The 25,968-nt window shown below is 60.3% G+C and carries 19 protein-coding genes; 10 read left to right on the top strand and 9 right to left on the bottom strand.

The window, feature by feature from the left end; genetic code table 11:
* Nucleotide 1: 1 nt before the first annotated feature.
* The 8 genes from rsxD to SANT_RS10245 all read right to left on the bottom strand — a co-directional run bounded on the left by rsxD (nt 2) and on the right by SANT_RS10245 (nt 9,048).
* Nucleotides 2-1,042, bottom strand: a complete 1,041-nt coding sequence (rsxD, locus tag SANT_RS10280) for an electron transport complex subunit RsxD (protein ID WP_025422211.1) — start codon at nt 1,040-1,042, stop codon at nt 2-4.
* Complete coding sequence (gene rsxC, locus SANT_RS10275; protein ID WP_025422210.1) at nt 1,043-3,553, bottom strand: electron transport complex subunit RsxC; 2,511 nt, start codon at nt 3,551-3,553, stop codon at nt 1,043-1,045.
* Entirely contained in the window at nt 3,546-4,118 is a 573-nt protein-coding gene (gene rsxB / locus SANT_RS10270; protein WP_025422209.1) for an electron transport complex subunit RsxB, read from the bottom strand. The genes rsxC and rsxB overlap by 8 nt, the downstream gene beginning before the upstream one ends.
* Nucleotides 4,118-4,699 (bottom strand): electron transport complex subunit RsxA, encoded by a 582-nt coding sequence (rsxA, locus tag SANT_RS10265; protein ID WP_025422208.1) that lies wholly within the window; start codon nt 4,697-4,699, stop codon nt 4,118-4,120. The genes rsxB and rsxA overlap by 1 nt, the downstream gene beginning before the upstream one ends.
* Nucleotides 4,700-4,903: 204 nt before the next feature.
* A complete protein-coding gene (locus tag SANT_RS10260; protein WP_025422207.1) occupies nt 4,904-5,323 on the bottom strand; it encodes a DUF2569 family protein in 420 nt (139 codons plus the stop codon).
* Nucleotides 5,324-5,325: 2 nt separating this feature from the next.
* A complete protein-coding gene (gene ydgT / locus SANT_RS10255; protein ID WP_011411276.1) occupies nt 5,326-5,541 on the bottom strand; it encodes a transcription modulator YdgT in 216 nt (71 codons plus the stop codon).
* A 250-nt stretch (nt 5,542-5,791) separates the two neighbouring features.
* Nucleotides 5,792-7,297: an L-arabinose isomerase gene (gene araA / locus SANT_RS10250; RefSeq protein WP_025422206.1), complete on the bottom strand. Its 1,506-nt coding sequence runs from the start codon at nt 7,295-7,297 to the stop codon at nt 5,792-5,794.
* A 65-nt stretch (nt 7,298-7,362) separates the two neighbouring features.
* Nucleotides 7,363-9,048 carry a ribulokinase gene (locus SANT_RS10245; RefSeq protein ID WP_025422205.1) on the bottom strand — a complete coding sequence of 562 codons (1,686 nt, stop codon included), beginning with the start codon at nt 9,046-9,048 and terminating at the stop codon, nt 7,363-7,365.
* A gap of 374 nt (nt 9,049-9,422) precedes the next feature.
* Here SANT_RS10245 and SANT_RS10240 point away from each other — a divergent pair, with 374 nt between their 5' ends.
* From SANT_RS10240 to SANT_RS10215, 6 genes are all read left to right on the top strand, one after another.
* Entirely contained in the window at nt 9,423-10,403 is a 981-nt protein-coding gene (locus tag SANT_RS10240; RefSeq protein WP_025422204.1) for an arabinose ABC transporter substrate-binding protein, read from the top strand.
* Nucleotides 10,404-10,517: 114 nt separating this feature from the next.
* Nucleotides 10,518-12,047, top strand: a complete 1,530-nt coding sequence (gene araG / locus SANT_RS10235) for an L-arabinose ABC transporter ATP-binding protein AraG (protein ID WP_025422203.1) — start codon at nt 10,518-10,520, stop codon at nt 12,045-12,047.
* 17 nt (nt 12,048-12,064) lie between these two features.
* Nucleotides 12,065-13,048 carry an L-arabinose ABC transporter permease AraH gene (gene araH / locus SANT_RS10230; protein WP_025422202.1) on the top strand — a complete coding sequence of 328 codons (984 nt, stop codon included), beginning with the start codon at nt 12,065-12,067 and terminating at the stop codon, nt 13,046-13,048.
* A gap of 28 nt (nt 13,049-13,076) precedes the next feature.
* Entirely contained in the window at nt 13,077-14,015 is a 939-nt protein-coding gene (gene araC, locus SANT_RS10225; protein ID WP_025422201.1) for an arabinose operon transcriptional regulator AraC, read from the top strand.
* An 83-nt stretch (nt 14,016-14,098) separates the two neighbouring features.
* Nucleotides 14,099-15,145 carry an oxidoreductase gene (locus SANT_RS10220; RefSeq protein ID WP_025422200.1) on the top strand — a complete coding sequence of 349 codons (1,047 nt, stop codon included), beginning with the start codon at nt 14,099-14,101 and terminating at the stop codon, nt 15,143-15,145.
* 69 nt (nt 15,146-15,214) lie between these two features.
* Nucleotides 15,215-16,234 carry a bile acid:sodium symporter family protein gene (locus SANT_RS10215; RefSeq protein ID WP_025422199.1) on the top strand — a complete coding sequence of 340 codons (1,020 nt, stop codon included), beginning with the start codon at nt 15,215-15,217 and terminating at the stop codon, nt 16,232-16,234.
* A 184-nt stretch (nt 16,235-16,418) separates the two neighbouring features.
* Here SANT_RS10215 and SANT_RS10210 read toward each other — a convergent pair whose 3' ends face one another.
* The gene (locus SANT_RS10210) at nt 16,419-17,234 is read right to left on the bottom strand and encodes a CPBP family intramembrane glutamic endopeptidase (protein WP_025422198.1); all 816 of its coding nucleotides are present in this window, start codon (nt 17,232-17,234) and stop codon (nt 16,419-16,421) included.
* Between the two features lie 910 nt (nt 17,235-18,144).
* On the opposite strand from SANT_RS10210, the gene SANT_RS10205 reads away from it, so the two are divergent.
* From SANT_RS10205 to SANT_RS22935, 4 genes are all read left to right on the top strand, one after another.
* Nucleotides 18,145-19,308: an efflux RND transporter periplasmic adaptor subunit gene (locus tag SANT_RS10205; RefSeq protein ID WP_025422197.1), complete on the top strand. Its 1,164-nt coding sequence runs from the start codon at nt 18,145-18,147 to the stop codon at nt 19,306-19,308.
* A complete protein-coding gene (locus SANT_RS10200; RefSeq protein WP_025422196.1) occupies nt 19,308-21,269 on the top strand; it encodes a MacB family efflux pump subunit in 1,962 nt (653 codons plus the stop codon). Before SANT_RS10205 ends, SANT_RS10200 begins: the two co-directional genes overlap by 1 nt.
* Complete coding sequence (locus tag SANT_RS10195; protein ID WP_051440153.1) at nt 21,262-22,689, top strand: TolC family protein; 1,428 nt, start codon at nt 21,262-21,264, stop codon at nt 22,687-22,689. Before SANT_RS10200 ends, SANT_RS10195 begins: the two co-directional genes overlap by 8 nt.
* 262 nt (nt 22,690-22,951) lie before the next feature.
* Nucleotides 22,952-25,918, top strand: coding sequence for a hypothetical protein (locus SANT_RS22935; protein WP_051440152.1), 2,967 nt, complete (start codon nt 22,952-22,954; stop codon nt 25,916-25,918).
* Nucleotides 25,919-25,968 lie beyond the last annotated feature (50 nt).

The raw sequence follows: 25,968 nt of genomic DNA, 5'->3' as shown, positions 1-25,968 counted from the left end.
CTTAGCGATGGCCATATGCGCGCGGCTGAGTGTAGTGATCTATCAGCGGCACGCAGATATTGGCCAGCAGTACGGCGAAGGCCACGCCATCAGGGTAACCTCCCCAGGTACGGATAAGCCATACCAACAGACCCGTTAACGCGCCAAAGAGAAGCCGCCCTTTGACGGTGGTCGCCGCGGTGACCGGGTCGGTGGCAATAAAAAACGCACCCAGCATCGTAGCGCCGGAAAACAGGTGCAGTAAAGGCGGCGCGCTGACCGCTGGCGCCAGCCAATGGCCGAGGCCGGCGCAAATCAGCATGGCGGCAAGGACGCTAAGCGGAATATGCCAGCTAATTACCCGCCGCCAGATCAGATATAGCCCACCCAGTAAAAAGCCAATATTGGCCCAGGTCCATCCGGCGCTCGCCTGCCAGTCCCAGCGGGCGTTTAGCGCGGTGAGCGCGCCGGTACGCAGGCCGGTTTTGAACCCGTCGAGCGGGGTCGCCTGGGTGACGCCATCGACGGTGGCGCGCAGTTGGGCGAGCGTCAGACCGTCCGGCGTGGCGCCGGTAAAGATAAGCGCCATGCTGTCGGTCAGGGAGGCCGGATGCAGCAGCAGGCTTTGCTGCGGCGACCAACTGGTCATCTGCACCGGGAAGGAGATCAAGAGCACCACATAGCCCACCATGGCCGGGTTGAACGGGTTATGGCCGAGCCCGCCGTAGAGCTGTTTGGCGATAATAATCGCGAACGCCGTCGCCAGGACTATCATCCACCACGGGCCCAGCGGCGGCAAACTCAGCGCCAGCAAAAGGGCGGTAAGCAGGGCGGATCCATCGCTCAGACGGTCCGCCAGCGGCTGACGGCGCAGTTTAAGCACCACGCCCTCGGCAATCAGCGCGGTGGCGCAGGCTAACGCCAGTTGAATAACCACGCCGCTGCCGAAAAAGTACGCCAAAGCCGCCAGCCCCGGCAGGCAGGCAAGCATGACCTGAATCATGATTTGCCGGGTGGTTTGCCGGTTATGGGTAAAGGGGGAGCTTGCAATTCTAAACGCCATCTAGTCCTCTTCAGACGAAACTGTGGTCGCGGCGGCAACATTATGCTCCGCTTTCTGTCGGGCGGGGATGGCCGCGCCGGCGGCGAGCGGAGGATGTGACGCCGCGCCGGCCGTGTGGCTTTCGCCCGCAGGGGGGGCAGCGGCAATCATCGGTTTCATGACGGTGTCACTTTTGGCGCAGTCGTCGTCGGTTGACGGCCGGGTGGTTTCGCGCCGCGCTAGCGCCGCGGTTTCCTGGGCCGCTTGCCGCCGGGCTTTGACCCGGGCGATGGCGGCGGCAACGGCCTCTTTGCGCGGATCGGCATTCATCACCTCAGGCGAGGCGGCATGATGAGTGGGGGCAGCGCCCGCCGCCGGGGAAACGGTTTGCGTCGCCTCGCGGTTATCGCGCGTTGGCGACCGGGTTGACCCGTTGGCGGGTGTCGTTGCCGTGTCGATATGGGTGACGTTGTCACTTGAGCTGATCTCTCCGGCAGGGCGGCGTGGGGCGTTGTCCTGCGGCCGCCGCGCGGCGCCGGATTGCGCCTCTAGCCGCCGGGCTTTAACTCGGGCGATAGCGGCGGCGACGGCCTCCTTACGCGGATCGGCGCTACTTCCCTCCCGCGCGGCGGCCGGATCAGCCGGCGCTGCGGAGGGCGTAGGGTGGCTCTGGCCGTCTGGTGCCGCCTGCCGCCGGGCTTTTACCCGGGCGATAGCGGCGGCGACGGCCTCCTTACGCGGATCGGCGCTACTCACCTCCCGCGCGGCGGCCGGGTCAGCCGGCGGTGCGGATGGCGTGGGGTGGCTCTGGCCGTCTGGTACCGCCTGCCGCCGGGCTTTTACCCGGGCGATAGCGGCGGCAACGGCCTCCTTACGCGGATCGGCGCTACTCACCTCCCGCTCGGCGGCCGGGTCAGCCGGCGCTGCGGAGGGCGTGGGGAGGCTCTGGCCGTTTGGTACCGCCTGCCGCCGGGCTTTTACCCGGGCGATGGCGGCGGCAACGGCATCTTGCGGCGATCCGTCCGCCGTGACGGCGTTGACGGGCTGCGTGCCGTTCAGCGCGGCGGTGGCGGCGTCGAGTTTCACCGCCGCCTGCTGATGACGGACGAGCCGTTGCTGCTTCTCGCGCTCGCGCCGTGCCAGCTTCGCTTCATAGCGTGCTTTGGCCTGCGCCGCGCGCCGCGCGTCATCGTCCAGCGCGCGGATTTCGGCTTTCTGCTGACGGTAATACTGTACCAGCGGAATATTGCTGGGGCAGACATAGGCACAGGCGCCGCATTCAATACAATCAAACAAGTGGTGCTGGCGAGCCTTATCGTGCTCTTGTCCGCGGCTGAACCAATAGAGTTGCTGCGGCAGCAGGCTGGCTGGACAGGCATCCGCGCACCGGCTGCAGCGGATACAGCTTTGTTCCGGCTCGGTTGGCGCCAGTTCACGCTCGGACGGTGCCAGCAGGCAGTTACTGATTTTGACCACCGGCACGTCCAGCGCCGGTAAGGTGAAGCCCATTAACGGCCCACCCATAATAACGATCGGTTGTGCGGCGGGCGAAAAGCCGGCGTGGGTGAGCAGGTGGCTTACCGGCGTACCCAGGCGTGCCCAGACATTGCCCGGCCGCGCCAGCGCTTCGCCGGTCAGGGTCACCACGCGCTCGGTCAGTGCTTCGCCATCTATGATCGCCCGCTTGATGGCATAGACGGTACCCACATTCAACATTGCCACGCCGATAGCGGCGGAATGTTGCCCAACGGGCACCTCTTTGCCGGTCAGAATTTTGGTTAATTGTTTGGCGCCACCGGAAGGGTATTTGGTGGGGATGACCCGTAGTTCCCCGACCGGGCTGCCGCGAAGCGCGGCTTTGAGGGCGGTAATTGCGTCGGGTTTGTTGTCCTCGACGCCCAGCAGCAGGCGCTGCGGTTGCAGCAGATGGCGCAAGACAGCCATACCGGTGACAATGTCACCGGCATGTTCCTGCATCAGCCGATCGTCGGCGGTGATATAGGGCTCGCATTCGGCGCCGTTGATAATAAGGGTCTCAACCCCTGACATGCCGCCGCTGAGTTTGGCCGCGGTGGGAAAGCCCGCGCCGCCCAGACCCGCGATGCCGCTCTGGTGGATACGTTCGAGCAGCTGCGCCGGCGGACATTGACGGAAATCCGTCAGGGGCTGACGCGTTACCCAGCGGTCGTCGCCGTCGGGCAATAAAATAACGCTTAACTCCGCTAACCCCGACGGATGCGCGGTGCGGTGCGCCGTAATCGCCGCGATGGTGCCGGAGGTAGGGGCGTGTACCGGCAAGGTTCGGCCGCTACCGGCGGTCAAAGGCTGACCCCGCAGGACGTGATCGCCGACCGTCACCCGCAACTCTCCCTCCGGGCCCAAATGCTGTTTCAGGGGGATAATCAGCTTGTCGGGCAGCGGCAGCGATTTGAGCGCCACGCCGCTGGACTGGCTTTTCATCTCGGGGGGATGGATGCCGCCCGGGAAATCCCAGAGCCGCTGTTTGCGCAGGGCGGACAATAAATTAAACATGTTGCTCCTGCTGAATGACCGTAATAGGGATGGTGCGCAAATCCCATTTCCAACTTTCGGGCGTGACGGCAAGCGGCCGCATTTCGATGCAGTTGGTGGGACAGGGCGCGACGCAAAGATCGCAGCCCGTGCATAAGTCGCTCACCACGGTATGCACGGCGCGGGTGGCGCCGACAATCGCATCCACCGGGCAGGCCTGAATACATTTGGTGCAGCCGATACAGTTGCCTTCGTCTATCCAGGCTACCCGCGATTCGGGCCGCGCGGGGCCATCTTCTGCCATTGGCTGGGGATCGACGCTAAGCTGCGCGGCGATTTTCAGCATCACCGCCTCGCCGCCCGGCACACATTTATTAATCGGGGCGCCGCCGGCCACCGCTTCGGCATAGGGACGACAGCCGGGATAGCCGCATTGGGCGCATTGGCTTTGCGGCAACAGGGCATCAATGCGCTCGGCCACCGGATCGGCGTCGACATGAAAACGACGGGCGGCAAAGCCCAGCAGCGCGCCGGCCACCAATGCCAGAACGCTGAGTGCGGCGACGGCCAGCCAGAACGTCAACATCAGACCTTCACCAGTCCGGTAAAGCCCATAAAGGCCAGGGACATCAGCCCGGCGGTAATCAGGGCGATAGAGGAGCCTTTGAACGGCGCCGGGACATCCGCCACCGCCAGCCGTTCACGGATCGCGGCGAACAGGACCATCACCAGCGAGAAACCGGCGGCGGCGCTAAAACCGTAGAGGGCGGATTGCAGGAAATTGTGGTTTTCATTGACGTTGAGAAGCGCAACGCCCAGGACGGCGCAGTTGGTGGTGATAAGCGGCAGGAAGATGCCGAGCAGCCGGTAAAGGGCCGGACTGGTTTTACGCACCACCAGTTCGGTAAACTGCACCACCACCGCGATAATAAAAATGAACGCCAGCGTCCGCAGATAGGGAATATTTAGCGGCAGCAGGATAAAATCATTGATAAGCCAGGCGCAAATCGACGCCAGCGTCATGACGAACGTCGTCGCCATACCCATGCCCAGGGCGGTCTCCACTTTTTTGGAAACTCCCATAAAGGGGCACAGCCCGAGGAATTTGACCAGCACAAAGTTGTTCACCAGCACGGTGCCGACGAACAGCATCAGGTAACCATTCATTGCCATACCTAAATAAGAAACAGCGGGCATTATCCGGGATTGACGGGCGTTCGACAACCCACTTCACGCGCGCGAAAAAGAAGAAGAGGGCTGTTCCGCTGAGCGGCTACCAGCGCCTCTTTCACCGCGCGCCGGGGGCGGGTTTGATCGGTGCGACCAGCGACGGCACACCATACAGCCCTATCGGCGCGAATCCGGCCCGGCTCAGGGCAGGATAAACGTCTGACGCACGCGTTGCGAGCGCTTGATATAGGGCACCAGCACCGCCGCGGCCAGAACGGGCGGAAACAGCACCCGCAGCGCCAGATTATCACTGACCGGGGCAAAGGCGAAGGTTTTGATGCCGAGCAATACCCCGACCAACAGCCACAGGATAAGCAGGCGGGGGAAGCGCCGCGAGCGGCGAAATAGAAGCCGCAGCAGCCAGAAGGTGAAAAGCCACATTGCCCCGGAGGTGAGCAGACTGGCGAGGGCGGCCGGCGTCAAGGCGCCGGCGTGCTGCAGCAAAAACCAGAGATACACCAGCAGCATCGCAGTGGCGCTCAATAGCGTCATTCCAAGCCAGGCGACAACCGCCCATAGCCAGCCGCCAATTGGACGCGGCGCGAGTTCAGCGACAGGCATCGTCACACCACATACCGCCAAACCGCTTTCGGTACCTGTCCGAGATCAAACAAACGTCCGCCGGCGGCTAATTCAGCGCGGCGATGATCCGCTGCACGATACATGTTGATAATTTCAGCATCATCGGTCAGGGAATAATTTAAATGATCAAACAGTTTTTCCAGACTTTCAGATGTGTTTACCTTACGAAACTTCAGCAAATAATCGTGGGCAGTCATGTTGCGCTTTCAGGGAAGAGAATATAAGCATCGTAGTATATTCCGTGCGGCCGGCCTGTCCAGAAATTCCTGTCAAAAAACGCAAAAACGCGGAAAAATACCCGCGTTGACATCGATTCGGCCAAAATAAGGTCGCGCAACGGCGGAAAGCCTGGCGCGGGCGCGACTGAACCAAAATAAAGGCGCCGCAAGCGCAATGGATAACGCTGCGGCGCGCACCGTCGATTAATAGATATTGTTATTCAGCGCATTAACTTGCCGCGAGTTTATAATAAAGTTCATTCCAGCGTAGCGCCTGTTTAAAATCGGCTAGCCGCGTTTCATTATCAATCACCATTAATTCAATATTATTCATTTCCGCATACAGACGCAGCGGCGCGAGCGTGAGCGCCTGGCTAAACACGGTATGATGAGCACCGCCCGCGGTGATCCAGGCTTGCGCCGCGACCGCCAGCGACGGCTGGGCACGCCAGATGGCGCGCGCCACCGGCAGTTTGGGCAGCGGCTGCGGTTGTTCGATGGTGTCGACCACATTGACCAGCAGGCGAAAGCGGGAGCCCAAATCGATAACGGAAGCCACTACCGCCGGTCCGGCGGGTGTCGAAAACAGCAGCCGCGCCGGATCGGCTTTGCCGCCGATGCCGAGGTACTGCGCATCAAGCAGCGGTTTTTCTTCAAGGGCGATGCTCGGGCAGACTTCCAGCATGTGCGAGCCCACCACCAGGTCGTTACCGGGCTCAAAATGATAAGTATAATCCTCCATAAACGAGGTGCCTCCCGGCAGTCCCGCCGCCATGACTTTGCAAATGCGCAGCAGGGCGGCGGTCTTCCAGTCGCCCTCGCCGCCGAAGCCATAGCCCTGCTCCATAAGCCGCTGTACCGCCAGTCCCGGCAACTGCTTTAATCCGTAAAGATTTTCAAAATTGGTGGTAAAGGCGTGACAGCCGGCCTGCTGCAAAAATCGCTTCAGTCCAAGCTCAATACGTGCCGCATCCAGCAAATTATCGCGCCGGTCGCCTCCGGTCTGCACCGCCGGGGTCAGGATATAACGCGATTCGTATTCGTCGATAAGCGCATCCACATCGCCGGCGCTGACCGCGTCCACCACCGACACCAGATCGCCCAGCCCGTAGGCGGTAACCGAGTAGCCGAATTGGATTTGCGCGCTGACCTTGTTGCCCTCGGTCACCGCCACCTCGCGCATGTTGTCGCCGAAACGGGCAACGACCAACTGCTGACTTTCCCGGCGGCCAAGCGCCGCGCGCATCCAGTCGCCGATCTCCGCGTAGGTGCGGGGATCGCGCCAGTGGCCGACCACCACCTGATGCGCCAGTTGCATGCGCGCGCCGATAAAGCCGAATTCCCGCCCGCCGTGCGCGGTTTGGTTGAGGTTCATGAAGTCCATATCCATGGTCTGCCAGGGAACCTCATCGTTAAATTGGGTGTGAAATTGCAGTAAAGGCTTATGCAAGATACTCAGTCCGCCTATCCACATTTTGGCCGGAGAAAACGTATGCAGCCAGGTTATCAGGCCCAGGCAGCGGGGCTGATAATTGGCGTCACGGCAGAGCGCGAGAATGTGATCCGGCGACGCCACCAGCGGCTTGAGCACCAATTTCAGCGGCAGGCCGGCATCATCATTCAAGCCGGCAACCACCGTTTCGGCGTGGCGCTGCACCTGGCGCAGGGTCTCTTCGCCGTAAAGATGCTGGCTGCCGATGACGAACCATACTTCATAATTTTGGCAGATTTCCATCATGACTCCTGAAAGTTTCCATCGTATAAGGAACGGGGCAACACGTCGGTCCTGCGCGCGGCCGTTCAGCCGGCATCGTCCGCCGGCGCGGCGAACAGCGGCTCCGCCTGCGTCGCCCACCGGCGATAGCGCTGATACAGCGCCTCGAAACGCTGTGCCCGCTCAATATCGGGCTGCAGCGTGCGTTCAATCGGGCTGGCCATGACCCGCTGGGCGCTGGCGATATCCGCATACGCGCCCGCCGCCACGGCGCCGAAAATGGCGGCGCCGAGGGCGCAGCACTGATCCGAGGCCACCTGTTGCAGCGGCCGGTTCATGACGTCGGCGCACACCTGCATGATCACCGGGGATTTGCGGGCGATGCCGCCCATGACCAGCAGGTTTTCCACCGGAATGTCCTGCTGCTCGAAGCATTCCATAATGGCGCGGGCGCCAAAGGCGGTCGCGGCTATAAGGCCGCCAAACAGCGCGGGCGCGTCGGTGGCCAGCGTCAGACCGGTCACCACCCCTTGCAAACGCTGGTTGGCGTAAGGGGTGCGTCGGCCGTTGAACCAGTCGAGCACGACGGGCAGATGATCCAGCTGCGGATCCTGCGCCCAGCTTTCCGCCAGCCTGGACAACAGGGCCTCCCGTACCGGCGCAATCGTGGCGGCGAGTGAAGGATCAGCTTCAACGGCCTGCTGTAGCGGCCAGTCCACCAGGCGGGCGAACCAGGCATAGATATCGCCAAACGCCGACTGGCCCGCCTCCAGCCCAATAAAGCCCGGTACGACGCTGCCGTCGACCTGGCCGCAGATCCCGGCGATGGAGCGTTGACCGACGCGGTCAGCGTCGGCGATAAGAATGTCGCAGGTGGAGGTGCCAATGACTTTCACCAGCGTGTAAGGCTGTGCGCCCGCGCCCACCGCGCCGATATGGCAGTCGAAGGCGCCGCCGGCGATGGCAATCTCTTGCGACAGGCCGAGCCTGGTCGCCCAGTCGCTGCACAGCCGGCCCACCGGTTGTTCCGCGGTTTGGGTCTCGCTGAACAGCGGCCAGGTCAGGTGCCGCGTCAATAGCGGGTCCAATGCGTTGAAAAACCCGGCGGGGGGCAGGCCGCCCCAGTCGGGATGCCAAAGGGATTTATGGCCGGCGGCGCAGCGGCCTCGGCGCAGCGCCGCCGGTTGGGTGGTGCCCGATAATACCGCCGGGATCCAGTCGCACAGTTCGACCCAGGAAGCCGCATGGCGGCGCACGGCCTCGTCCTGGCGGGTGATGTGCAGGATTTTGGCCCAGAACCACTCCGAGGAGTACACGCCGCCGATATAGCGGGTGTAGTCCTCCTGGCCGGGCTGGTGGCACAAACGGGTAATGGCCTCGGCTTCATCGATGGCGGTATGGTCTTTCCACAGGACGAACATGGCATTGGGGTTGTCGGCGAAGTCGGGGCGTAGCGCCAGCACGCGGCCTTCGTCATCCACCGGCGCCGGCGTCGACCCGGTCGTATCAACACCGATACCGACGATCTGCTGGCGCTGTGCGGGGGAAAGCCGTTCGATGACGGCCTTTAGGGCCTGTTCCATGGATTCCAGGTAATCCGCCGGATGGTGACGAAACTGATTGATGGCGGGGCGGGTGAACTGGCCGGCGCGCCAGCGTGGGTACCAAACCACATCGGTCGCCAGCTCCTGACCGGTGTCGCAGGATACCGCCAAGGCGCGAACCGAGTCACTGCCGAAATCCAGTCCCAGACTGATGGCCGCATTCTTCATTTCATTCTCCCTTGCCCGTTGCGCTAACGATGAGGATAACCATAAGGATTCTCGGCGCGGGCGGTGAGGAGGGGTTAGCTGGATGTATGCACAAATCTGCCGCTTATGGTCATTTTGTGAGCGACTTCAAAGGTTAATAGCAGGTTAAATTGGCTGAATTTATGGAGTTATCTGCTGTTCTTGGGAAATGTGATAACGCTCTACCTCTGGCTGACATTTACAGGCTAAAACTACCCCGGTCTGTCCCCTGGCGGGCGGCATTATGCGGTATCAATGTGCATTATTGCCCGGTGGAGATAACCCGAAGATTCTATGAGAACGTTTACACGCTCGCCGGCAACGGAGCACGATGATAACTAAAATCGGAGAATCACATGCATAAATTCACTCAGGCGTTAGCGGCTATCGGACTGGCCGCGGTTATGTCTCATTCGGCTATGGCTGACAATTTAAAACTCGGTTTTTTAGTGAAACAGCCCGAGGAACCCTGGTTCCAGACCGAATGGCGCTTCGCCGACAAAGCCGGCAAGGATTTGGGTTTCGAGGTGATAAAGATCGCCGTGCCGGACGGCGAGAAAACCCTCAACGCCATCGACAGCCTGGCCGCCAGCGGTGCGAAAGGGTTCGTGATATGCACGCCGGATCCCAAACTCGGTTCGGCGATCGTTGCCAAGGCGCGCAGCTATGATCTGAAGGTCATTGCCGTGGACGATCAGTTCGTCACCGCCAAAGGCAAGCCGATGGATAGCGTGCCGCTGGTCATGATGGCCGCCACTAAAATCGGCGAACGTCAGGGGCAAGAGCTGTGGAAAGAGATGAACAAACGCGGCTGGAAGGTGCAGGACACCGGCGTAATGGCCATCACCGCCAATGAACTGGACACCGCCCGCCGTCGGACCACGGGCTCTATGGACGCGCTGAAGGCCGCGGGTTTCCCGGAAAAGCAGATCTATCAGGTCCCCACCAAATCTAACGACATTCCGGGCGCCTTTGACGCGGCCAACTCGCTATTGGTCCAGCATCCGGCGGTGAAGAACTGGCTGATTATCGGTATGAACGACAATACGGTGCTGGGCGGCGTGCGTGCGTCTGAAGGGCAGGGCTTCAAGGCAGAAAATGTCATTGGCATCGGCATCAACGGCGTTGACGCGGTAAGCGAGTTGTCCAAAGCCAACGCTACCGGTTTCTACGGTTCGCTGCTGCCGAGCCCGGACGTACATGGCTATAAGAGCATTCAAATGCTGGATCAGTGGGTGACCAAAGGCGTGGAGCCGCCTAAATTCACCGAAGTGACCGATGTGGTACTCATCACCCGCGACAATTTCAAGCAGGAGCTGGACAAAAAAGGACTGTGATCGGTCCTGTCGGTTGACGGGCCGCCGCGTGGCGGCCCGTCTCATGATGACGTCATTCCCTCGCCGCGGCTCCGGCCGCCGGGGTAACAGGCGCGGCTATTCGAGGATGTATTCATGACCACGACACCGCCTTACCTGTCGTTTCGCGGCATTGGCAAAGTGTTTCCCGGCGTCAAGGCGTTGGACGCCATCAGTTTTGATTGTTATCCCGGCCAGATCCATGCCCTGATGGGCGAAAATGGCGCCGGCAAGTCGACGCTTCTGAAAATCCTCAGCGGCAGCTATACGCCGTCGCAGGGCGAAATAGTGATTAAAGGCCAGCCGGTGCGGTTTGCCACCACCCAGGATGCGCTGAACGCCGGCGTCGCCATTATCTATCAGGAGCTGCATTTAGTGCCCGAGATGACGGTGGCGGAAAACATTTATTTAGGCCAATTGCCCGCGCGGGGGGGCCTGGTGCGCCGCCGAATACTGCATTATGAAGCCCAACTGCAACTGGCGCATTTGGGGCTCGATATCGCGCCGGATACGCCGCTGAAATACCTGTCCATCGGCCAGTGGCAAATGGTGGAAATCGCCAAGGCGCTGGCGCGCAACGCGAAAATTATCGCCTTCGATGAACCGACCAGCTCGCTATCGGCGCGGGAGATAGAACAGCTGTTTCGCGTCATCCGTGAACTGCGCGCCGAAGGGCGGGTGATTTTGTATGTGTCGCACCGCATGGAGGAGATATTTGCCCTGAGCGATGCCATTACCGTGTTTAAAGATGGCCGCTATGTGCAGACGTTTACCGATACCGCCGCGGTATCCCACGACCAACTGGTGCAGGCGATGGTGGGCCGCAGTCTGGGGGATATTTACGGCTATCAGCCTAGGCCCCATGGCGAGGTGCGCCTTGCGCTCAACGCCGTGCGGGCGCAAGGGGTGAAATCGCCGGTGTCGCTCAGCGTTCGCGCCGGCGAAATCGTCGGTCTGTTCGGCCTGGTGGGGGCCGGTCGCAGCGAATTGATGAAGGGGGTATTCGGCGGTACGCGCCTGCTTGGCGGGCAGTTGCTGCTCGACGGCCAGCCGCTCGCCTTTGACAGCCCAGCCGACGCCATCCGCCACGGGCTGATGCTTTGCCCCGAGGATCGCAAAGCCGACGGCATCATTCCCGTTCATTCCGTACAGGACAATATCAATATCAGCGCCCGGCGCAAATTTCTGCGCGCCGGGTGTCTGATTAATGCGCCATGGGAGACGGAAAACGCCCGTCACCATATCGCGGCGCTCAATATCAAGACGCCGGCCGCCACGCAACTGATTATGAATCTCTCCGGGGGGAATCAGCAAAAGGCGATTCTCGGCCGCTGGCTGTCTGAGGACATGAAAGTCATCATGCTCGACGAGCCGACCCGCGGCATTGATGTGGGCGCTAAACATGAAATTTACGCGGTGATTTATGCCCTGGCGCGGCGCGGCATCGCCGTGCTGTTTGCCTCAAGCGATCTGCCGGAGGTGCTTGGGATTGCCGATCGTATCGTCGTGATGCGCGAAGGGGCCATCTCCGGCGAATTACGCCATGAGGAGGCCACCGAGCAAAAAGCGCTGAGTCTGGCCATGTTAACCACCCCTGACACCCGCGCCGCCGATGCGCTGCTCTGACCGGGAAGGAGTCTACCATGTCTACCGTTACCTCTACCCCTGCAAAAGCCCCTAAATCCCGGAGCATCAGCCGCATCTGGGACAATTACGGCATGCTGGTGGTCTTCGCGGCGTTGTTTGTCGCCTGCGCGCTTTTCGTGCCCAATTTCGCCAGTTTTATCAACATGAAAGGGCTAGGTCTGGCCATTTCAATGTCCGGCATTGTCGCCTGCGGTATGCTGTTTTGTCTGGCCTCCGGTGATTTCGACCTGTCGGTAGCATCGGTTATTGCCTGCTCCGGGGTGACCGCCGCGGTGGTTATCAATGTCACCGAAAGCCTTTGGATCGGCGTAGCCGCCGGGCTGCTGCTGGGCGTGATTTCCGGTCTGGTGAACGGCATCGTTATCGCCTGGTTGAAAATCAATGCGCTGATTACCACGCTTGCGACAATGCAGATCGTGCGCGGTCTGGCTTACATCATTTCCGACGGTAAAGCGGTCGGTATTGAGGACGAGCGTTTTTTTGTGTTGGGCTATGCCAACTGGCTGGGGCTGCCGGCGCCTATTTGGATAACGGTGTTGTGCATGATTGTGTTCGGCTTTTTGCTGAACAAAACCACCTTCGGCCGCAATACGCTCTCTATCGGCGGTAATGAGGAGGCCGCCCGGCTGGCGGGCGTGCCGGTGGTGCGCACCAAGATCATTATTTTTGTGCTGTCGGGGCTGGTGTCGGCGGTGGCGGGGATCATTCTGGCGTCAAGGATGACCAGCGGCCAGCCGATGACGTCCCTCGGATATGAGCTTATCGTCATCTCAGCGTGCGTGCTGGGGGGCGTTTCCCTTAAGGGGGGCATCGGCAAAATCTCCTACGTCGTGGCCGGGGTGCTGATCCTCGGCACGGTGGAAAACGCCATGAATTTGCTGAATATCTCGCCGTTTTCGCAATATGTGGTGCGCGGGGTTATTTTGTTGGCGGCGGTGATTTTCGACCGCTATAAACAAAAAGCCAAACGCACGCTGTAGCGGACGGTTTCGCGCGTCGGGAGGAAAGATGTATCATCGTATCAATCATGAAACGCAGTCGAACCCTCTGCTGCCGGGCTATGCTTTCAACGCCTATCTGGTCGCCGGTCTGACGCCGATTATCGCCAACGGCCCGCTGGACTTTTATATTGACCGACCCGAGGGCATGAAAGGCTATATTCTCAATCTGACCGTCAAAGGCCAGGGGCGGATATTCGAGGGGGATCAGGCTTTTATATGTACTCCCGGCGATTTGCTGTTATTCCCGCCGAAGTCCGCCCACTATTACGGCCGCTCGCCCGACGCGGATTGTTGGTATCACCGCTGGGTCTATTTCCGGCCGCGGGCTTATTGGGCAGACTGGTTGGAATGGCACAGCAAAATGCACGATATCGGCCGGCTGCGGTTGGGCAGCGAGGCGCTGGTGACGGAATTTGATCGCCTGCTCGCCAATATCGAGCAAACCCAGCGCTCCGGACGGCGGTTCGCCGAAGAGCTGGGCATGAATCTGCTGGAGCGGCTGCTGCTGCGGGCAATGGAAGAAGATCCGCAAAGTCCGAACAAAATCATGGATCCGCGCATCATTGAGGCGTGCCAGTTTATCACGGCGCATTTGTCGGGCGAGCTGCGCATCGATGAGGTAGCCCGCCATGTCTGCCTGTCGCCGTCGCGGCTGGCGCATCTGTTCCGTCAGCAGGTGGGTATCAATATTCTGCGCTGGCGTGAGGATCAGCGCGTGATCCGCGCCAAGCTGCTGCTGCAAACGACGCAGGAGTCCATTGCCACCATCGGCCGGGTGGTGGGCTATGACGATCAGCTGTATTTCTCCCGCGTGTTTCGCAAGCGGGTGGGCGTCAGCCCGAGCGACTTTCGCCGCAAGAGCAGTGAAATCAACTATCCGGTGAAAGATCTGCCGCAGACGGTCAATTGGTCTTCCCGTAACGAAAAGGCTATCGTGAGCGGCTAATTTATTGATATTGTTTGTCCGGTAAACTTAACGCCGCCGGGGGCATCGCCGCCGACGGCGTCAACGTCAATCGAGGACAACCTATGGCTGACACGCTTCGTATCGGAATCATTGGCTATGGTTTCGCCACTAAAACTTTCCACGCCCCCTTGATCAACGCGACGCCGGGCCTAACCCTGGCGGCGGTGTCCTCCAGCGATGCCGGCAAAGTGCACGCCGACTGGCCAGAGATCACGGTTGTCGATGATCCGCAGCAGCTTATCCATCGTGACGATGTCGATGCGATTGTCATTCCCACGCCTAACGACACCCATTTCCCGCTGGCACGCGAGGCGTTGCTGGCCGGGAAGCATGTGGTGGTGGATAAGCCGTTTACCGTGACGTTATCCCAGGCGCACGAATTAAACCAGCTCGCGCAAGCGCGCGGACGGCTATTGTCGGTGTTCCATAATCGCCGCTGGGACAGCGATTTCCTCACGCTACAGCAGTTGGTCAAGGCCGGTACGCTGGGGGAGATCGGTTATCTGGCGTCACATTATGATCGTTTCCGCCTGGAGGTGAGAGATCGCTGGCGCGAACGCCCCGGCGCCGGTAGCGGCATCTGGTTTGATCTGGGCGCGCACCTGATCGATCAGATGCTGACGCTGTTCGGCATGCCGGTTGCGGTCAACGCCGATCTGGCGCAGCTACGTCCCGGCGCACGCACTACCGACTATTTTCACGCGGTGTTGATTTATCCGCAGCGCCGGGTTGTTCTGCACGGTACCTTGCTGGCCGCGGCGCCGACGCCGCGCTTTGTTGTGCACGGCACACGCGGCAGCTACATCAAATACGGTCTCGATAGCCAGGAAGACAGTTTGAAGGCGGGCGAGCGGCCCGGTGGCCCCGGCTGGGGCACCGATAAGCAGGATGGCGTACTCACGCTTATCGAGGACAGCGGCGGCCGGGTGACATCGCACCCCACGCTGCCGGGGAATTATCCCGCCTATTATCAGGGGATCCTCGCGGCGGTTCGCGGCGCGGCGCCCAACCCCGTGCCGGCCGAGGAGGCGATTCGGGTAATGGAGTTGCTTGAGCTTGGTGTCGAGAGCGCCGAACAACGCAAAACGTTGCCGGTCAAGAACGGCTGACCCGCACGCGGGCGAGGTGAGGAATTATCGATTTGCATTGTCATGTTAATTGAGGGAAAGGCCGTCGCTATGTCTTGGTTGCAACGTTTGCGTATTGATAAATTTTTGGTGGTGCTGATTTGCGTGGTGGCGCTGGCGTCATTTTTTCCCTGTCGCGGTATCGCTCGCGTGATCTTTGAAAATCTGACCACCGCCGCTATTGCGCTGTTGTTTTTTATGCACGGCGCCAAATTGTCACGGGAAGCCATCCTGGGCGGCATAAGCCACTGGAAACTGCATGTGGTGGTGTTTCTCAGCACCTTTGCGGTGTTCCCGCTGCTGGGTCTGGCGATGAAAGTCTTTGTGCCGAGCCTGCTGTCCAGCAACGTGTATATGGGGTTTCTCTATTTGTGCGCGCTGCCGGCTACGGTGCAGTCGGCGATTGCCTTCACTTCGGTTGCGGGAGGGAATGTTGCCGCCGCGATTTGCAGCGCGTCGGCCTCCAGTATTCTCGGCGTTTTTTTGTCGCCGGTGCTGGTGGGACTGCTGATGCAAACCCAAGAGGGCGCGGCGGCGGGGGGGCATGATACCCTGCACGCCATCGGTGCGATTATTTTGCAGTTGATGGTGCCGTTTGTCATCGGCCATCTCGCACGGCCTCTCATTGGCGGCTGGGTGGCGCGCCATAAAAAACTGGTGAATATGACTGACCGGTCATCCATTTTACTGGTGGTGTACGTTGCCTTTAGCGCGGCGGTGGTCGAGGGCATCTGGCAGCAGATTACCGGCTGGACACTCGTGGCTATTCTGGCGTTTTCGCTGGTGCTGCTGGCGTTGGTGCTTATCGCCAATACCTATGCCGCCCGCTGGTTAGGCTTTGACACGCCGGATGAGATCACTATCGTCTTTTGCGGCTCGAAGAAAAGTCTGGCCAACGGCATACCTATGGCCAATGTGCTGTTTCCCGCCGCCATGGTGGGAACATTGGTACTGCCGCTGATGATTTTTCATCAGGTGCAATTGATGGTATGCGCGGTACTGGCCCAACGCTATGCGCGTAAACAGGCGGCGGTGGCCGCCGCGACGCCGAACGCGGGCAATCCTCACTGACGCGGTGGCGGCAATCGCGCAGGGTGTTGCTAGCCTGCGCGTCCGTACGCCTCGGCTTATGCGCTTACGCCGAGGTTATGGGTTAATGCCCAGGCTAGGGTCGCGGCGCTGCTGACGCCCGGGGCGATAGCGCGCCGTTCATGGAGCGGGCGAGCAGGGCATGCAGCCAGTGCTCAACGGTCGATCAGCGCCGCCAGGCAGGGTAGGTGAAAAACAGCAGATGAAGCATATTCAGGGCAAAATGTACCGCCACCGCCACCCACAATCTGCCGCTCCATTTCCAGGCCAGACCGTATACCAGGCCTGCCAGGGCAGCGAAAATCACCATTAACAGGCCGGACTGCAAATGGGCTAATCCAAACAACAGCGCGGTGATGAATAGGGCGGGCAGGCCACCGGTGAGCTGTCCCAGCCGGCGCTGGATATAGCCGCGAAATAGGGCCTCTTCCGCCAGCGAGACAAAAAACAGATTCGCCAGCATAAAATTACCCAGCCACACCGGCGCATGCAGCTCCGGCGCCAGACCGCCCAGCGCCATCGCTAATAACAGCAGACCGGGCACACAGAGCAGCAACAGCACCCATCGCCACGGAGCGACGTTGGGCTGTGCCGAGGTGGCGAAAAGCGACGGTAGGCAACCCAGCAACAAGAACGGGATAAGCGCTTTATCCAGGCCGTAATAAAGAGTAAAAGGCTGGCTGTGTGGCCCGGCCTGCACCGCATCGAGAATTTTCGGCAAACTAAACCCCGGTGCCCAATGCTTAAACAGCATCACGCCGCCGATAACCAGCAGTACCTCACAGACGATGGCGACACCTTTATGCGACTGATAACGGAAGCGAAGCAGGGCAATCAGCCCCGCCAGCCCCAGGAAAGACAGTGCCGGTATCCCGACATAGCCCTGCCAAACGCCCGTTGCCAACGCCAGCGCCAGCAGCAGCAGCGCCGCGCGGTAATTAAAAACGATGGCGGCAAGTGATAAAGGTAATAAATATTCCAAGGGACACTCCTGTCTATTATTATTTGTTCAGGTAGCTCTTTTTACGAAGAAAAAGAGCGGGGAAGACCAAAGCTGTTTGATTAAAAGAGTTACCCGGCGTTTTGTCAAACGACATTACCGATAATAGGTAGACAACAATGAGAAAGCAGTAGGGTGAGGCTATTTTTTCTCTCCCGCAAACGTTAACTTTAAGGGAATAGGGTGGCGGGGGGAAGTAATCACGCCGGTGAATAAAGTAATACGTTGTCTATTAGCGCTGGGGGAGTGAGAAAATAACGTCCTCGGACACGTTAAGCCTGGCGGGGATAAAGATCACCCTACCATCAAAGCCCTGTGTTTGCCGGCCGTAGAGGCAGGCGGTGACGGCAAACGCCGCGTCATTCGGCCAACCCGTGCCAGAGTGATGATCATGGCATCGGCGTGATCTACGGAAATGACATTAGTTACAACATACTATTGGACTTCACAAAAATAGTCTTCCCGCATCTCCCTTTTGTCTTTATTCAATTAACGGGGCAATTTAGCATCGCACCCTTTGTTCAACCTACGTTTAATCTGCCGTGAGCCAATTATGGCAAAATGCCGTATCGTTAGTTTTACCCTTCAGCTTATTGCCCGTATTTGCCCTTCGCTATCGTGCGCGGCGCGCCCGATTTCGGCGCGAGGGCTACGGGGGATATTTGGCTTTTTACTACGGGTCGGTTATGACAGGTTATTTTCCCGGTCTCCATTGGGGGCGAATTTCGTTAAACGCTGCGGCCGGGCTTATCGCTTTACGATCGCAGCGTGTTAGCCCCCCGTCGGAAATGTCCGTCTGGCCGGCGACGCGCAATGGCACATTAACGTCTATTCCGCTCACCGGGGCGGGGCGCGTCGGGTTAGCCGCGACCATGACAGCGGGGACGCGCTAATGCCGGTATGGCGCAAGGTCCCTTGGCCGCTACGTTTCCTGATTGCCGGCACGGTGCTGCTGGCGGTGACGGCGGCAGCGTGGCTGATGCTGCGCACGCCGCCCGCAGATTATCTTACCGCGCCGGTACGCCGCGGCGATTTGCAGGTGCTGGTGCAGGCTACGGGAAAACTGGAAGCCTCGGAAAGCGTCAGCGTCGGCGCGCAGGTGTCCGGTCAGATCACCGCGCTGCACGTTGCCAATGGCGATCGGGTGGAGAAGGGGCAGCTGATTGCGGAAATTGACGACTCCAACCAGATCAATGAACTCCGGATCGCCCAGGCGGCGTTGCGGGTCTTCGAGGCGCAGCGCGCGGCCAAGGTCGCCAGTCTGAAAAAAGCCACGCTGACTTATCAGCGCCAGCAGCGCCTGTTGCGCGAGGATGCCAGCTCGCGTAAGGCGTATGAAGAAGCGGAAGCCGATCTGGCGGAGGTTCGCGCCGGCATCGACGAGCTGGATGCTCAAATCGTGCAGGCCAACATCAAAGTGGATAAAGAAAAGGTGAACCTGAGCTATACCCGCGTGACCGCGCCGGTATCAGGGACGGTGGTTGCGGTGATTGCCCGCGCGGGGCAGACGGTAAACGCGGCGCAAAGCGCGCCGATTATCGTGAAACTGGCCCAACTGGATACCATGACGGTCAAAACGCAGATTTCCGAAGCCGATATCACCCGAATCGCCCCGGATCAGCGGCTGTTTTTCACCATTTTCTCCGAGCCCGATCATCGCTACTACGCCCGCCTGCGCGCCATCGAGCAGGCGCCCGAGAGTATCAATAAAGAGGATGACACCAGCCATACCGACAGCGCTAGCAATGCCGCCGTCTACTATAACGCGCTGTTTGATGTCCCCAATCCCGACCATCGGCTGCGCATCAATATGACCGCCCAGGTGTCGCTTATCCTGCACGAGGTGAAAGATACCCTGCTTATCCCCGCGGCGGCGCTAACCCAGGCCGGCGGCAAGGGAAGCTATACGCTGCGGGTCGCGGTGAAAGGCAAGGCGGTCGAGCGCAAAGTCAGTATCGGTTTAAACAATTTTGTCGATGCGCAAGTGCTGTCGGGCCTACAGGCGGGCGAGCAGGTCATATTGGCCCAGGATGAACCGCCGGCCACGGAGATGTGATGACGACGCCAATGATTGCACTTGAGGGGGTCAGCCGCAGCTATCGTCAGGGCGACGGGATGATAACCGTGCTAAAGGAGGTAAATCTGCGCATTGAGCCCGGGGAAATGGTGGCGATTATCGGCGCCTCGGGGTCGGGCAAATCAACCTTGATGAACATTTTGGGCTGCCTCGACAGGCCCAGCAGCGGCGAGTATCGGATCCGCGGGCGTGATACCGCCCGGCTCAGCCCCGATGCGCTGGCGGCGCTGCGCCGTGAACATATTGGTTTTATCTTCCAGCGCTACCATCTCATGCCGGAGCTCAGTGCGCTGGGCAATGTTGAAATCCCGGCGGTATACGCCAATCGACCCCGCCAGGAACGGCGTCAGCGGGCGGCTGAATTGCTGGAAAGTCTGGGCCTTGCGGATAAGCAACATCATCGTCCGGCGCAGTTGTCTGGCGGCCAGCAGCAGCGGGTCAGTATCGCCCGCGCGCTGATGAACGGCGGCGAAATGATTCTCGCGGACGAACCGACGGGGGCGCTGGATTCCGTCTCCGGCAAGGAGGTGTTGGCGATCCTCACGGAACTTAACCGGCAAGGACATACGCTGGTTATCGTCACTCATGATATGGCGGTGGCCAAACATGCCCGCCGCATTATCGAGATCCGCGACGGTCGCATCGTCGCGGATACCTGCGCCGATCCAGCGCCGCAGGCGCCCCCGCGGCGCCCCGGTGCGGCGCATGCGCAGCGCGGGCGCTGGGCGCAGCTGGTCGATAGGGTGCGCGAGTCGCTGCATATGGCGTTAAAGGCGATGAATGCCCATCGCATGCGCACACTGCTGACCATGACCGGCATCGTGTTCGGCATCGCCGCCGTGGTGACCGTCGTGGGGTTGGGGGAAGGCGCGCGCCAGCAAACGCTGCGCCGCATCAACTTTCTCGGCACCAACGTGATAAGCCTGTATCCCGGCAAGGATTTTTTTGATGAAAATGCCGGCGCCATCCGTACGCTGGTGCCGGCAGACGCCGCGGCGCTGGCCGGGCAGAGCTATGTCGACAGCGTATCCCCGGAATTGCGCGGCTCCGCACCTCTGCGCTATCGCGATAAGTCCGCCAATGTTGACGTCATCGGCGTGGGGGAGAGCTATTTCCGCGTAAGCGGCATCGTTTTAGCCCAAGGTCGGTCGTTTACCGCACAGCAGGTGGCGCAGGCCACGACGGATGCCATCATTGACGATAACGCCAGACGTACCCTGTTTGCCGCCACAGGCCAATCGCCGCTGGGCCAGATTATCCTGCTTAATACCATGGCGGTGCGGGTGGTCGGCGTGGCCGCTGCCGACACCAACGTCACGGGGTATGCCTCTAACCGCATCCACATCTGGCTGCCCTATACCACGATAATGCATCGGCTCATGGGGCAGCAGTACGTCAACGGTATCGTGGTGCGCATCGGCGCCAACGTTGACAATGCGGCGGCAGAGCGCGCCATTGCGCGGCTTATGCTTCAGCGCCATGGCGTCAAAGATTTTATGCTCATCAATGACGATAAAATTCGCCGTTCGGTGATGAAAACGTCGATGACCTTCAGCGTGCTGATTGCGATGGTGGCGATAATCGCTTTATTTATCGGCAGCCTGGGCGTCATGAATATTATGCTGGTATCGGTCACCGAGCGCACCCATGAGATCGGCGTAAGAATGGCGGTGGGCGCTCGGCGCGGCGACATTATGCAGCAATTTCTCATCGAGGCGGTGCTGGTCTGCATGACCGGAGGGGTGCTGGGTGTCCTGTTGGCGCTGGCCGGCGGCGCGCTGTTCAGCGCGCTGGCGGGAGAGCTGTTTCCGATGGTGACGTCCTGGCCGGCGGTATTCGGCGCGTTCCTGTGCGCCTGTGCGATCGGCATGGTCTTCGGCTATTGGCCCGCGCGTAATGCGGCGCGCTTGGATCCGGTAGAGGCGCTCAGCAGTGAATAGACGGTCAGGGAGGATCTGCGCGCGGCTGTCGGGGTTACTGCTAATCGCGCTGCTGAGCGGCTGCGGGGCGGGGCTGCGTACGCCCTGGCACCCCCAGTCGGTAGCCACGCCTGGCCATTGGACCGTTTCGCTGCCGGCCGCGGGCAGCGCGCTGACGACGGCGCAGCCGTGGCCGCACGGGTTTAACGACCCGGCGTTAGCGCGCTTCATTGAGCAAGCCTTAACGCACAATCACGATCTGGCGCGCGCCGGCCTGCGCCTGTATCAGGCGCGTTTGCAAACGGAACTGACGCGACGCAGTCAGCAACCCCAGCTTGCCGCGTCGCTGGACATTGCTGGCGCCGGCGGTGCCGGGCGCGAGGCGTGGCGCGACCGGGGTATCCCGACAGCGTCGGTAACCTATCAAGCCGATTTGTGGGGTAAATTGGCCAGCCAGCGGGATGAGGCGCACTGGCGCGCCAGCGCCAGCGCTGAAGATCTGGCGCAGACCCGGCTGGAGCTGATTGCCGAGGCCAGCGGCCTTTACTGGCGCACCGGCGAGATGAATGCGCGCCTGGCGCTCAGTCGGCAGCAGTTGGCGGATGCGGAGCGCACCGAAGCGCTGGTGGCCGCGCGCTACACGGCCGGCGCGGTGTCGCGCATCGAACTGGCGCAAGCCCGCCAGCAGCGCCTGGGTCAACTTGGCCAGCTCCGCGCACTCGAGCAGCAGCGCCGCGAACTGCTCAACGCCCAGTCGGTATTATTGGGCCTGCCGCCGGGCAGTATCGCGGTGGAGCCTGAGGCGTTGCCCGCGGCGCCTCTCCCACCGGTACGTGCGGACCTGCCGGCAGAAGTACTGGCGCGCCGGCCTGATTTGCGGGCGGCGGAAGACCGTCTGCGTGCGACGTTGGCCAAGGCGGATACGGCCCGCTTGGCGCTGTATCCGACATTGACGCTGACCGATAGCCTGGGCGGTAGCAGCGACGCGCTGGTGCAATTTTTGCACAATCCCATTACCAGCGCCGTAGCTCAGCTCACCCTGCCGTTTGTGCAGTGGCGCCAGTTAGGCGTAAGCCGGGACATCGCCTATAACGATTACCAACAGAGCGTGCTTGATTTCCAGCAGACGCTGTATAAGGCGCTGGCGGCGGTAGATAACGCATTGAACCGACGTTTAGAGCTGCAATTGCAGCGGGAGCAATTGAACGCGTCGCTGGCGCAGGCGCGGTTAGCCGCACGTTTGAACGGTATCCGCTACCGCGAGGGGGAGATAGCGTTGCAAATCTGGCTCGAAGCCCAGGCGCAGGAACGGCAGGCGGAGCGGGATCTGGCGCAAAATCGCTTGGAGACTTATTTAAATCTGGCCGACCTCTGGCGGCTCACCGGCGGCGATCAACCGCTGGACAACAGCGCCGCCGCGCGGGCGGTAGAGCAGTCTTGACGCCGCGACTGGCTGCGCTGAAAGGGCCGCTGCAGTACGCCGCGGCGATATCTTGACGCCTCGCCCGCGCTATCGCCATGCGTAAGCCAATAATTTTTCGCCGCGCCTCGCCGCCGTCACTGATGCGCTGCTGGCCCTGAAGCCTTTGGTAAAACAGTCTTTGTTGGGAAAAAAACGGCCCGCGCGCGCAGAGAAATAATCTGCTGCTACCCTTTTGGGACTCTGTTATCCCTCATCCCATTAAGTCATGCCCGTAAAGTCATTGAATAACGCCGCCGCGGTAGGGCCGCCGCGCAGACATTCCCTCGCCCCCGCGCCATCCGCCGGCGGCAGCACTGGGATCCGTCACCTGCAGTCTATCGCCAATACATCTGAACGTACGACGCTGTTGCCAACCTCGCCGGGGGCCCTCCTGGCGCGTGGCGCGCGCGCCGAGCGTCAATCAGCCGCCTGCGCGAGCCTTCCTTGGGAAGACGACGCGCTGCTGCAACAGGTGATGCTTCGCGGTGAAACGTTGATGGATCGGGCCCGGCATCAGCGCGAAACGGGGCTGGGGGCGCCCCCGTGCCGCTGGCGACTGAGCACCAAAAAAGCGTTGTTGCTCGGCGGTCTGCTGCTGGCCAGCGCGGTTAGCGCGGGTCTCTGGCGTGCTTATCGCGGGCCATGGTCTTCGGCGGGCCATGATAACGACGAGACTTGGCGGGATACCCTTGGTTACGTGCGCCATCCCGACGCCGCCGCGGTCGATGGGACCTATTTCCTCTATCCACCCACCGCGGCTGGCGGGCCCTATTCTCCCCATTCCCCCGCGGCAAGCGCTGCACTGGCGCCTCCCCACGCCGCCGCCTATGTGGCGGATCCTCCGCCCACGACCACGCTTGCCCCGACGCCGGATGAGGTCAAAAAGGTCAAGCTGGATTTTTCATGTTTTGAGCAACGGCAAACCCTGACGGCCGCCGGTATATTGCGCCAAATTGGCAAGACTTTGAAAAATCCGGTATCGGCCCTGGCGGAAGAGTCGCAGGTGATCTACTTCTATCAGAACGTGGGCCGCTGCCCCAGCGAAGACGAAGTGGAAAAGCTCAGCAACATTACCCATAAAGTGGATGCGGTGGTTTCCGCGGTGGTGGCGTTATTGCCCGGTTCGCAACCGCTGGTCATCGCGCAAAACATAGGCGGTCCGCTGCTTAAAATGCTGGCCGACGAAATTGACGGCCTACCCGTGGATGTTAATGAGGCAAACGAGGTCAATAATCAGATTCTGCTTCTGGCGAAATCGATCATAGCAGCCTCGCCGAAAGATAACCGCGGCGTACCCATTGACCGTACGCTGACATTACCCAAAAACACCTTCGTGTCCGGTCAGTCCCTGGCTACCCGGTTAGAGGGCGAAGTGTGGAGAATAACGCACCGACAGGGGCGGTTTTACGCCCGGCGTCGTGGCGTCGAGCGAGAAGTGCAGTACGACGTAAAAAGGGGACGGTGGGTGGAGAAAACGGATCCCGCGCCAGCCTGGGCGGTGCCCGGACAAAGCTCATACCTTCATGGTCAGGAGCGCATCATCAATCAGCTTGCGCTCAGGGTACAGGCGGCCAGATCTCTCGGGCACGAGCAGGATGGCGGCCTGTTTGAGGTGACCCTGGCGAACGATAAGAGCACGCAAACGTGTATTCAAATTGCGGATCAATTTTTGCCGGTGAGACAACACGACAACCCGCCTTATTACGAAGTTTATGATATCGCTAAACCGGGCAAATCCGGTTATCCGGTCTATCTCGACGCGAAGAATCGATGGCGGTTGGGTTTTAAAGTGAAAGCACAGCAACAGCGAAGCGGTTCAGGCCCGCATGCGTATCGCTTTGTGTCGTCGCGTTTGCGCCAGGCCATAACGGAGACTTTACTGGACCCCCGCGTCGATGTCGACGCGCTCTCGCCGCCCTCTAGTCAAGGGATCGTGCGTTCGCGCCAGGGCACGCGGTATCTGCTGTTAGGAGAGCAGGTGGTAAAAATCGATAAGCATCCGTTACTGCCGCATGTCTTTATGCTGGGACCGGAGGCGGCGGATAAGATCCTCTGCCGCTTTGATCGCCGGTCACAGCGCTTTGTGCTGGTTCCAGATGAAAAGGGCTTTGTGGGCGCCGCCGGCGCTGAAATCGACTACGTCAAGGCGGTGAGGGAAGCGCAGCTCCGGCTGAAGAAAAGCTTCGCCCAGCAGAGTCAAAAAATTCGCTATCGGGAGGGGTTCCGCACGGATGATTTTGAAGAGTATCGCGGGGTGTTGCAGGTGGATGATGACCTGCGCGATAACGTTAGAGGGATCCTCCTTTACGGACTGGACGACGGCGAGCTGGCACTGGCGGGTAAGTATGCCGACGCTGCGTGGGAATTAAGAGAGGGCGTAGTCACCGCGTATCAGCATATTCATCAGGTCAAGCAAGCGCTGATGCTTGGCGATGTAGAACATCCGGTATTGCAGCGTTTTCATGAAATTTTCGCGGTCGAGCCCGAGTCCGCCGAGGCCGAGGCCCTTATGGTCACCTTGCTGCGCAATATTGAGGACACGGGGAACGAGATTTCGCGCCATATTAGCGATAACTTCAGCCGCATTTGGCTGATAGACCACGTTAATCAGCATGTGGTCGGTGAAGTTTATCGCAACGATCCGCTTAAGCGCATTTTTATCAATCTTAAAAGAAGCGGCGCCTACCAACATTACAAACGCTATAACGTCAAATGCCATTTTCTCTGCACCCGCTACAAACTAAATGATGACGTGGCGACGATCCTGCATGAAGCCTCTCACACCGCCATCAACACTCGGGATTTTTTTTATCTCGACAGCAAAGAGGGCCACCGGCCGCTTAATGACGAACTGGCCAGACTGTATATTGGCGATATGTCAAAAAAGGAAGCCAGGGGCATTATTGAGACGGCGAAAGCGCTAAAGGTGCCATTGTCGCCGCTAAAAGAGAAGACGCTCGCCCGCCAACTGTTTAATCAGTCTCCCCAGGTGAGAGGGCGGTTTTTAATGCAAAATGCCGATTCGTTCAGCCAAATTATTATGGAATTGGCGGATAGAGTCTTAACGAGGGAGAAGCGGGCGACAACGCCGGCGAAACGGGTGAATGCCGAAGTGCTGGCGCTGTTTGCCACCCGCGCCCTGTGGCAGCACGCGGCGGTGCGCCACCGGCCCGGGGAGGCGATGGTCACGCAGACGTCACCGCGTTGAGAGACGCCGCGCCGGGCTCGCCACCGGCGTCAATACTGGCTCGATAACGG

The sequence above is a fragment of the Sodalis praecaptivus genome (assembly GCF_000517425.1).
In the GTDB taxonomy this organism is placed as follows: domain Bacteria; phylum Pseudomonadota; class Gammaproteobacteria; order Enterobacterales; family Enterobacteriaceae; genus Sodalis_A; species Sodalis_A praecaptivus.
The sequence above is the reverse complement of the archived record's forward strand: the minus strand, read 5'-3'. Positions and strand labels throughout refer to the sequence as shown.

What these genes read in the sequence shown, in the direction of transcription:
- araC (WP_025422201.1), top strand. Translation starts at nt 13,077, where the DNA reads ATGTATCATCGTATCAATCATGAAACGCAGTCGAACCCTCTGCTGCCG.
- SANT_RS10200 (WP_025422196.1), top strand. Translation starts at nt 19,308, where the DNA reads ATGACGACGCCAATGATTGCACTTGAGGGGGTCAGCCGCAGCTATCGT.
- SANT_RS10215 (WP_025422199.1), top strand. Translation starts at nt 15,215, where the DNA reads ATGTCTTGGTTGCAACGTTTGCGTATTGATAAATTTTTGGTGGTGCTG.
- SANT_RS10240 (WP_025422204.1), top strand. Translation starts at nt 9,423, where the DNA reads ATGCATAAATTCACTCAGGCGTTAGCGGCTATCGGACTGGCCGCGGTT.
- SANT_RS10220 (WP_025422200.1), top strand. Translation starts at nt 14,099, where the DNA reads ATGGCTGACACGCTTCGTATCGGAATCATTGGCTATGGTTTCGCCACT.
- rsxA (WP_025422208.1), bottom strand. Translation starts at nt 4,699, where the DNA reads ATGAATGGTTACCTGATGCTGTTCGTCGGCACCGTGCTGGTGAACAAC.
- ydgT (WP_011411276.1), bottom strand. Translation starts at nt 5,541, where the DNA reads ATGACTGCCCACGATTATTTGCTGAAGTTTCGTAAGGTAAACACATCT.
- araH (WP_025422202.1), top strand. Translation starts at nt 12,065, where the DNA reads ATGTCTACCGTTACCTCTACCCCTGCAAAAGCCCCTAAATCCCGGAGC.
- SANT_RS10245 (WP_025422205.1), bottom strand. Translation starts at nt 9,048, where the DNA reads ATGAAGAATGCGGCCATCAGTCTGGGACTGGATTTCGGCAGTGACTCG.
- SANT_RS10260 (WP_025422207.1), bottom strand. Translation starts at nt 5,323, where the DNA reads ATGCCTGTCGCTGAACTCGCGCCGCGTCCAATTGGCGGCTGGCTATGG.
- araG (WP_025422203.1), top strand. Translation starts at nt 10,518, where the DNA reads ATGACCACGACACCGCCTTACCTGTCGTTTCGCGGCATTGGCAAAGTG.
- araA (WP_025422206.1), bottom strand. Translation starts at nt 7,297, where the DNA reads ATGGAAATCTGCCAAAATTATGAAGTATGGTTCGTCATCGGCAGCCAG.
- rsxD (WP_025422211.1), bottom strand. Translation starts at nt 1,042, where the DNA reads ATGGCGTTTAGAATTGCAAGCTCCCCCTTTACCCATAACCGGCAAACC.
- rsxC (WP_025422210.1), bottom strand. Translation starts at nt 3,553, where the DNA reads ATGTTTAATTTATTGTCCGCCCTGCGCAAACAGCGGCTCTGGGATTTC.
- rsxB (WP_025422209.1), bottom strand. Translation starts at nt 4,118, where the DNA reads ATGTTGACGTTCTGGCTGGCCGTCGCCGCACTCAGCGTTCTGGCATTG.
- SANT_RS10205 (WP_025422197.1), top strand. Translation starts at nt 18,145, where the DNA reads ATGCCGGTATGGCGCAAGGTCCCTTGGCCGCTACGTTTCCTGATTGCC.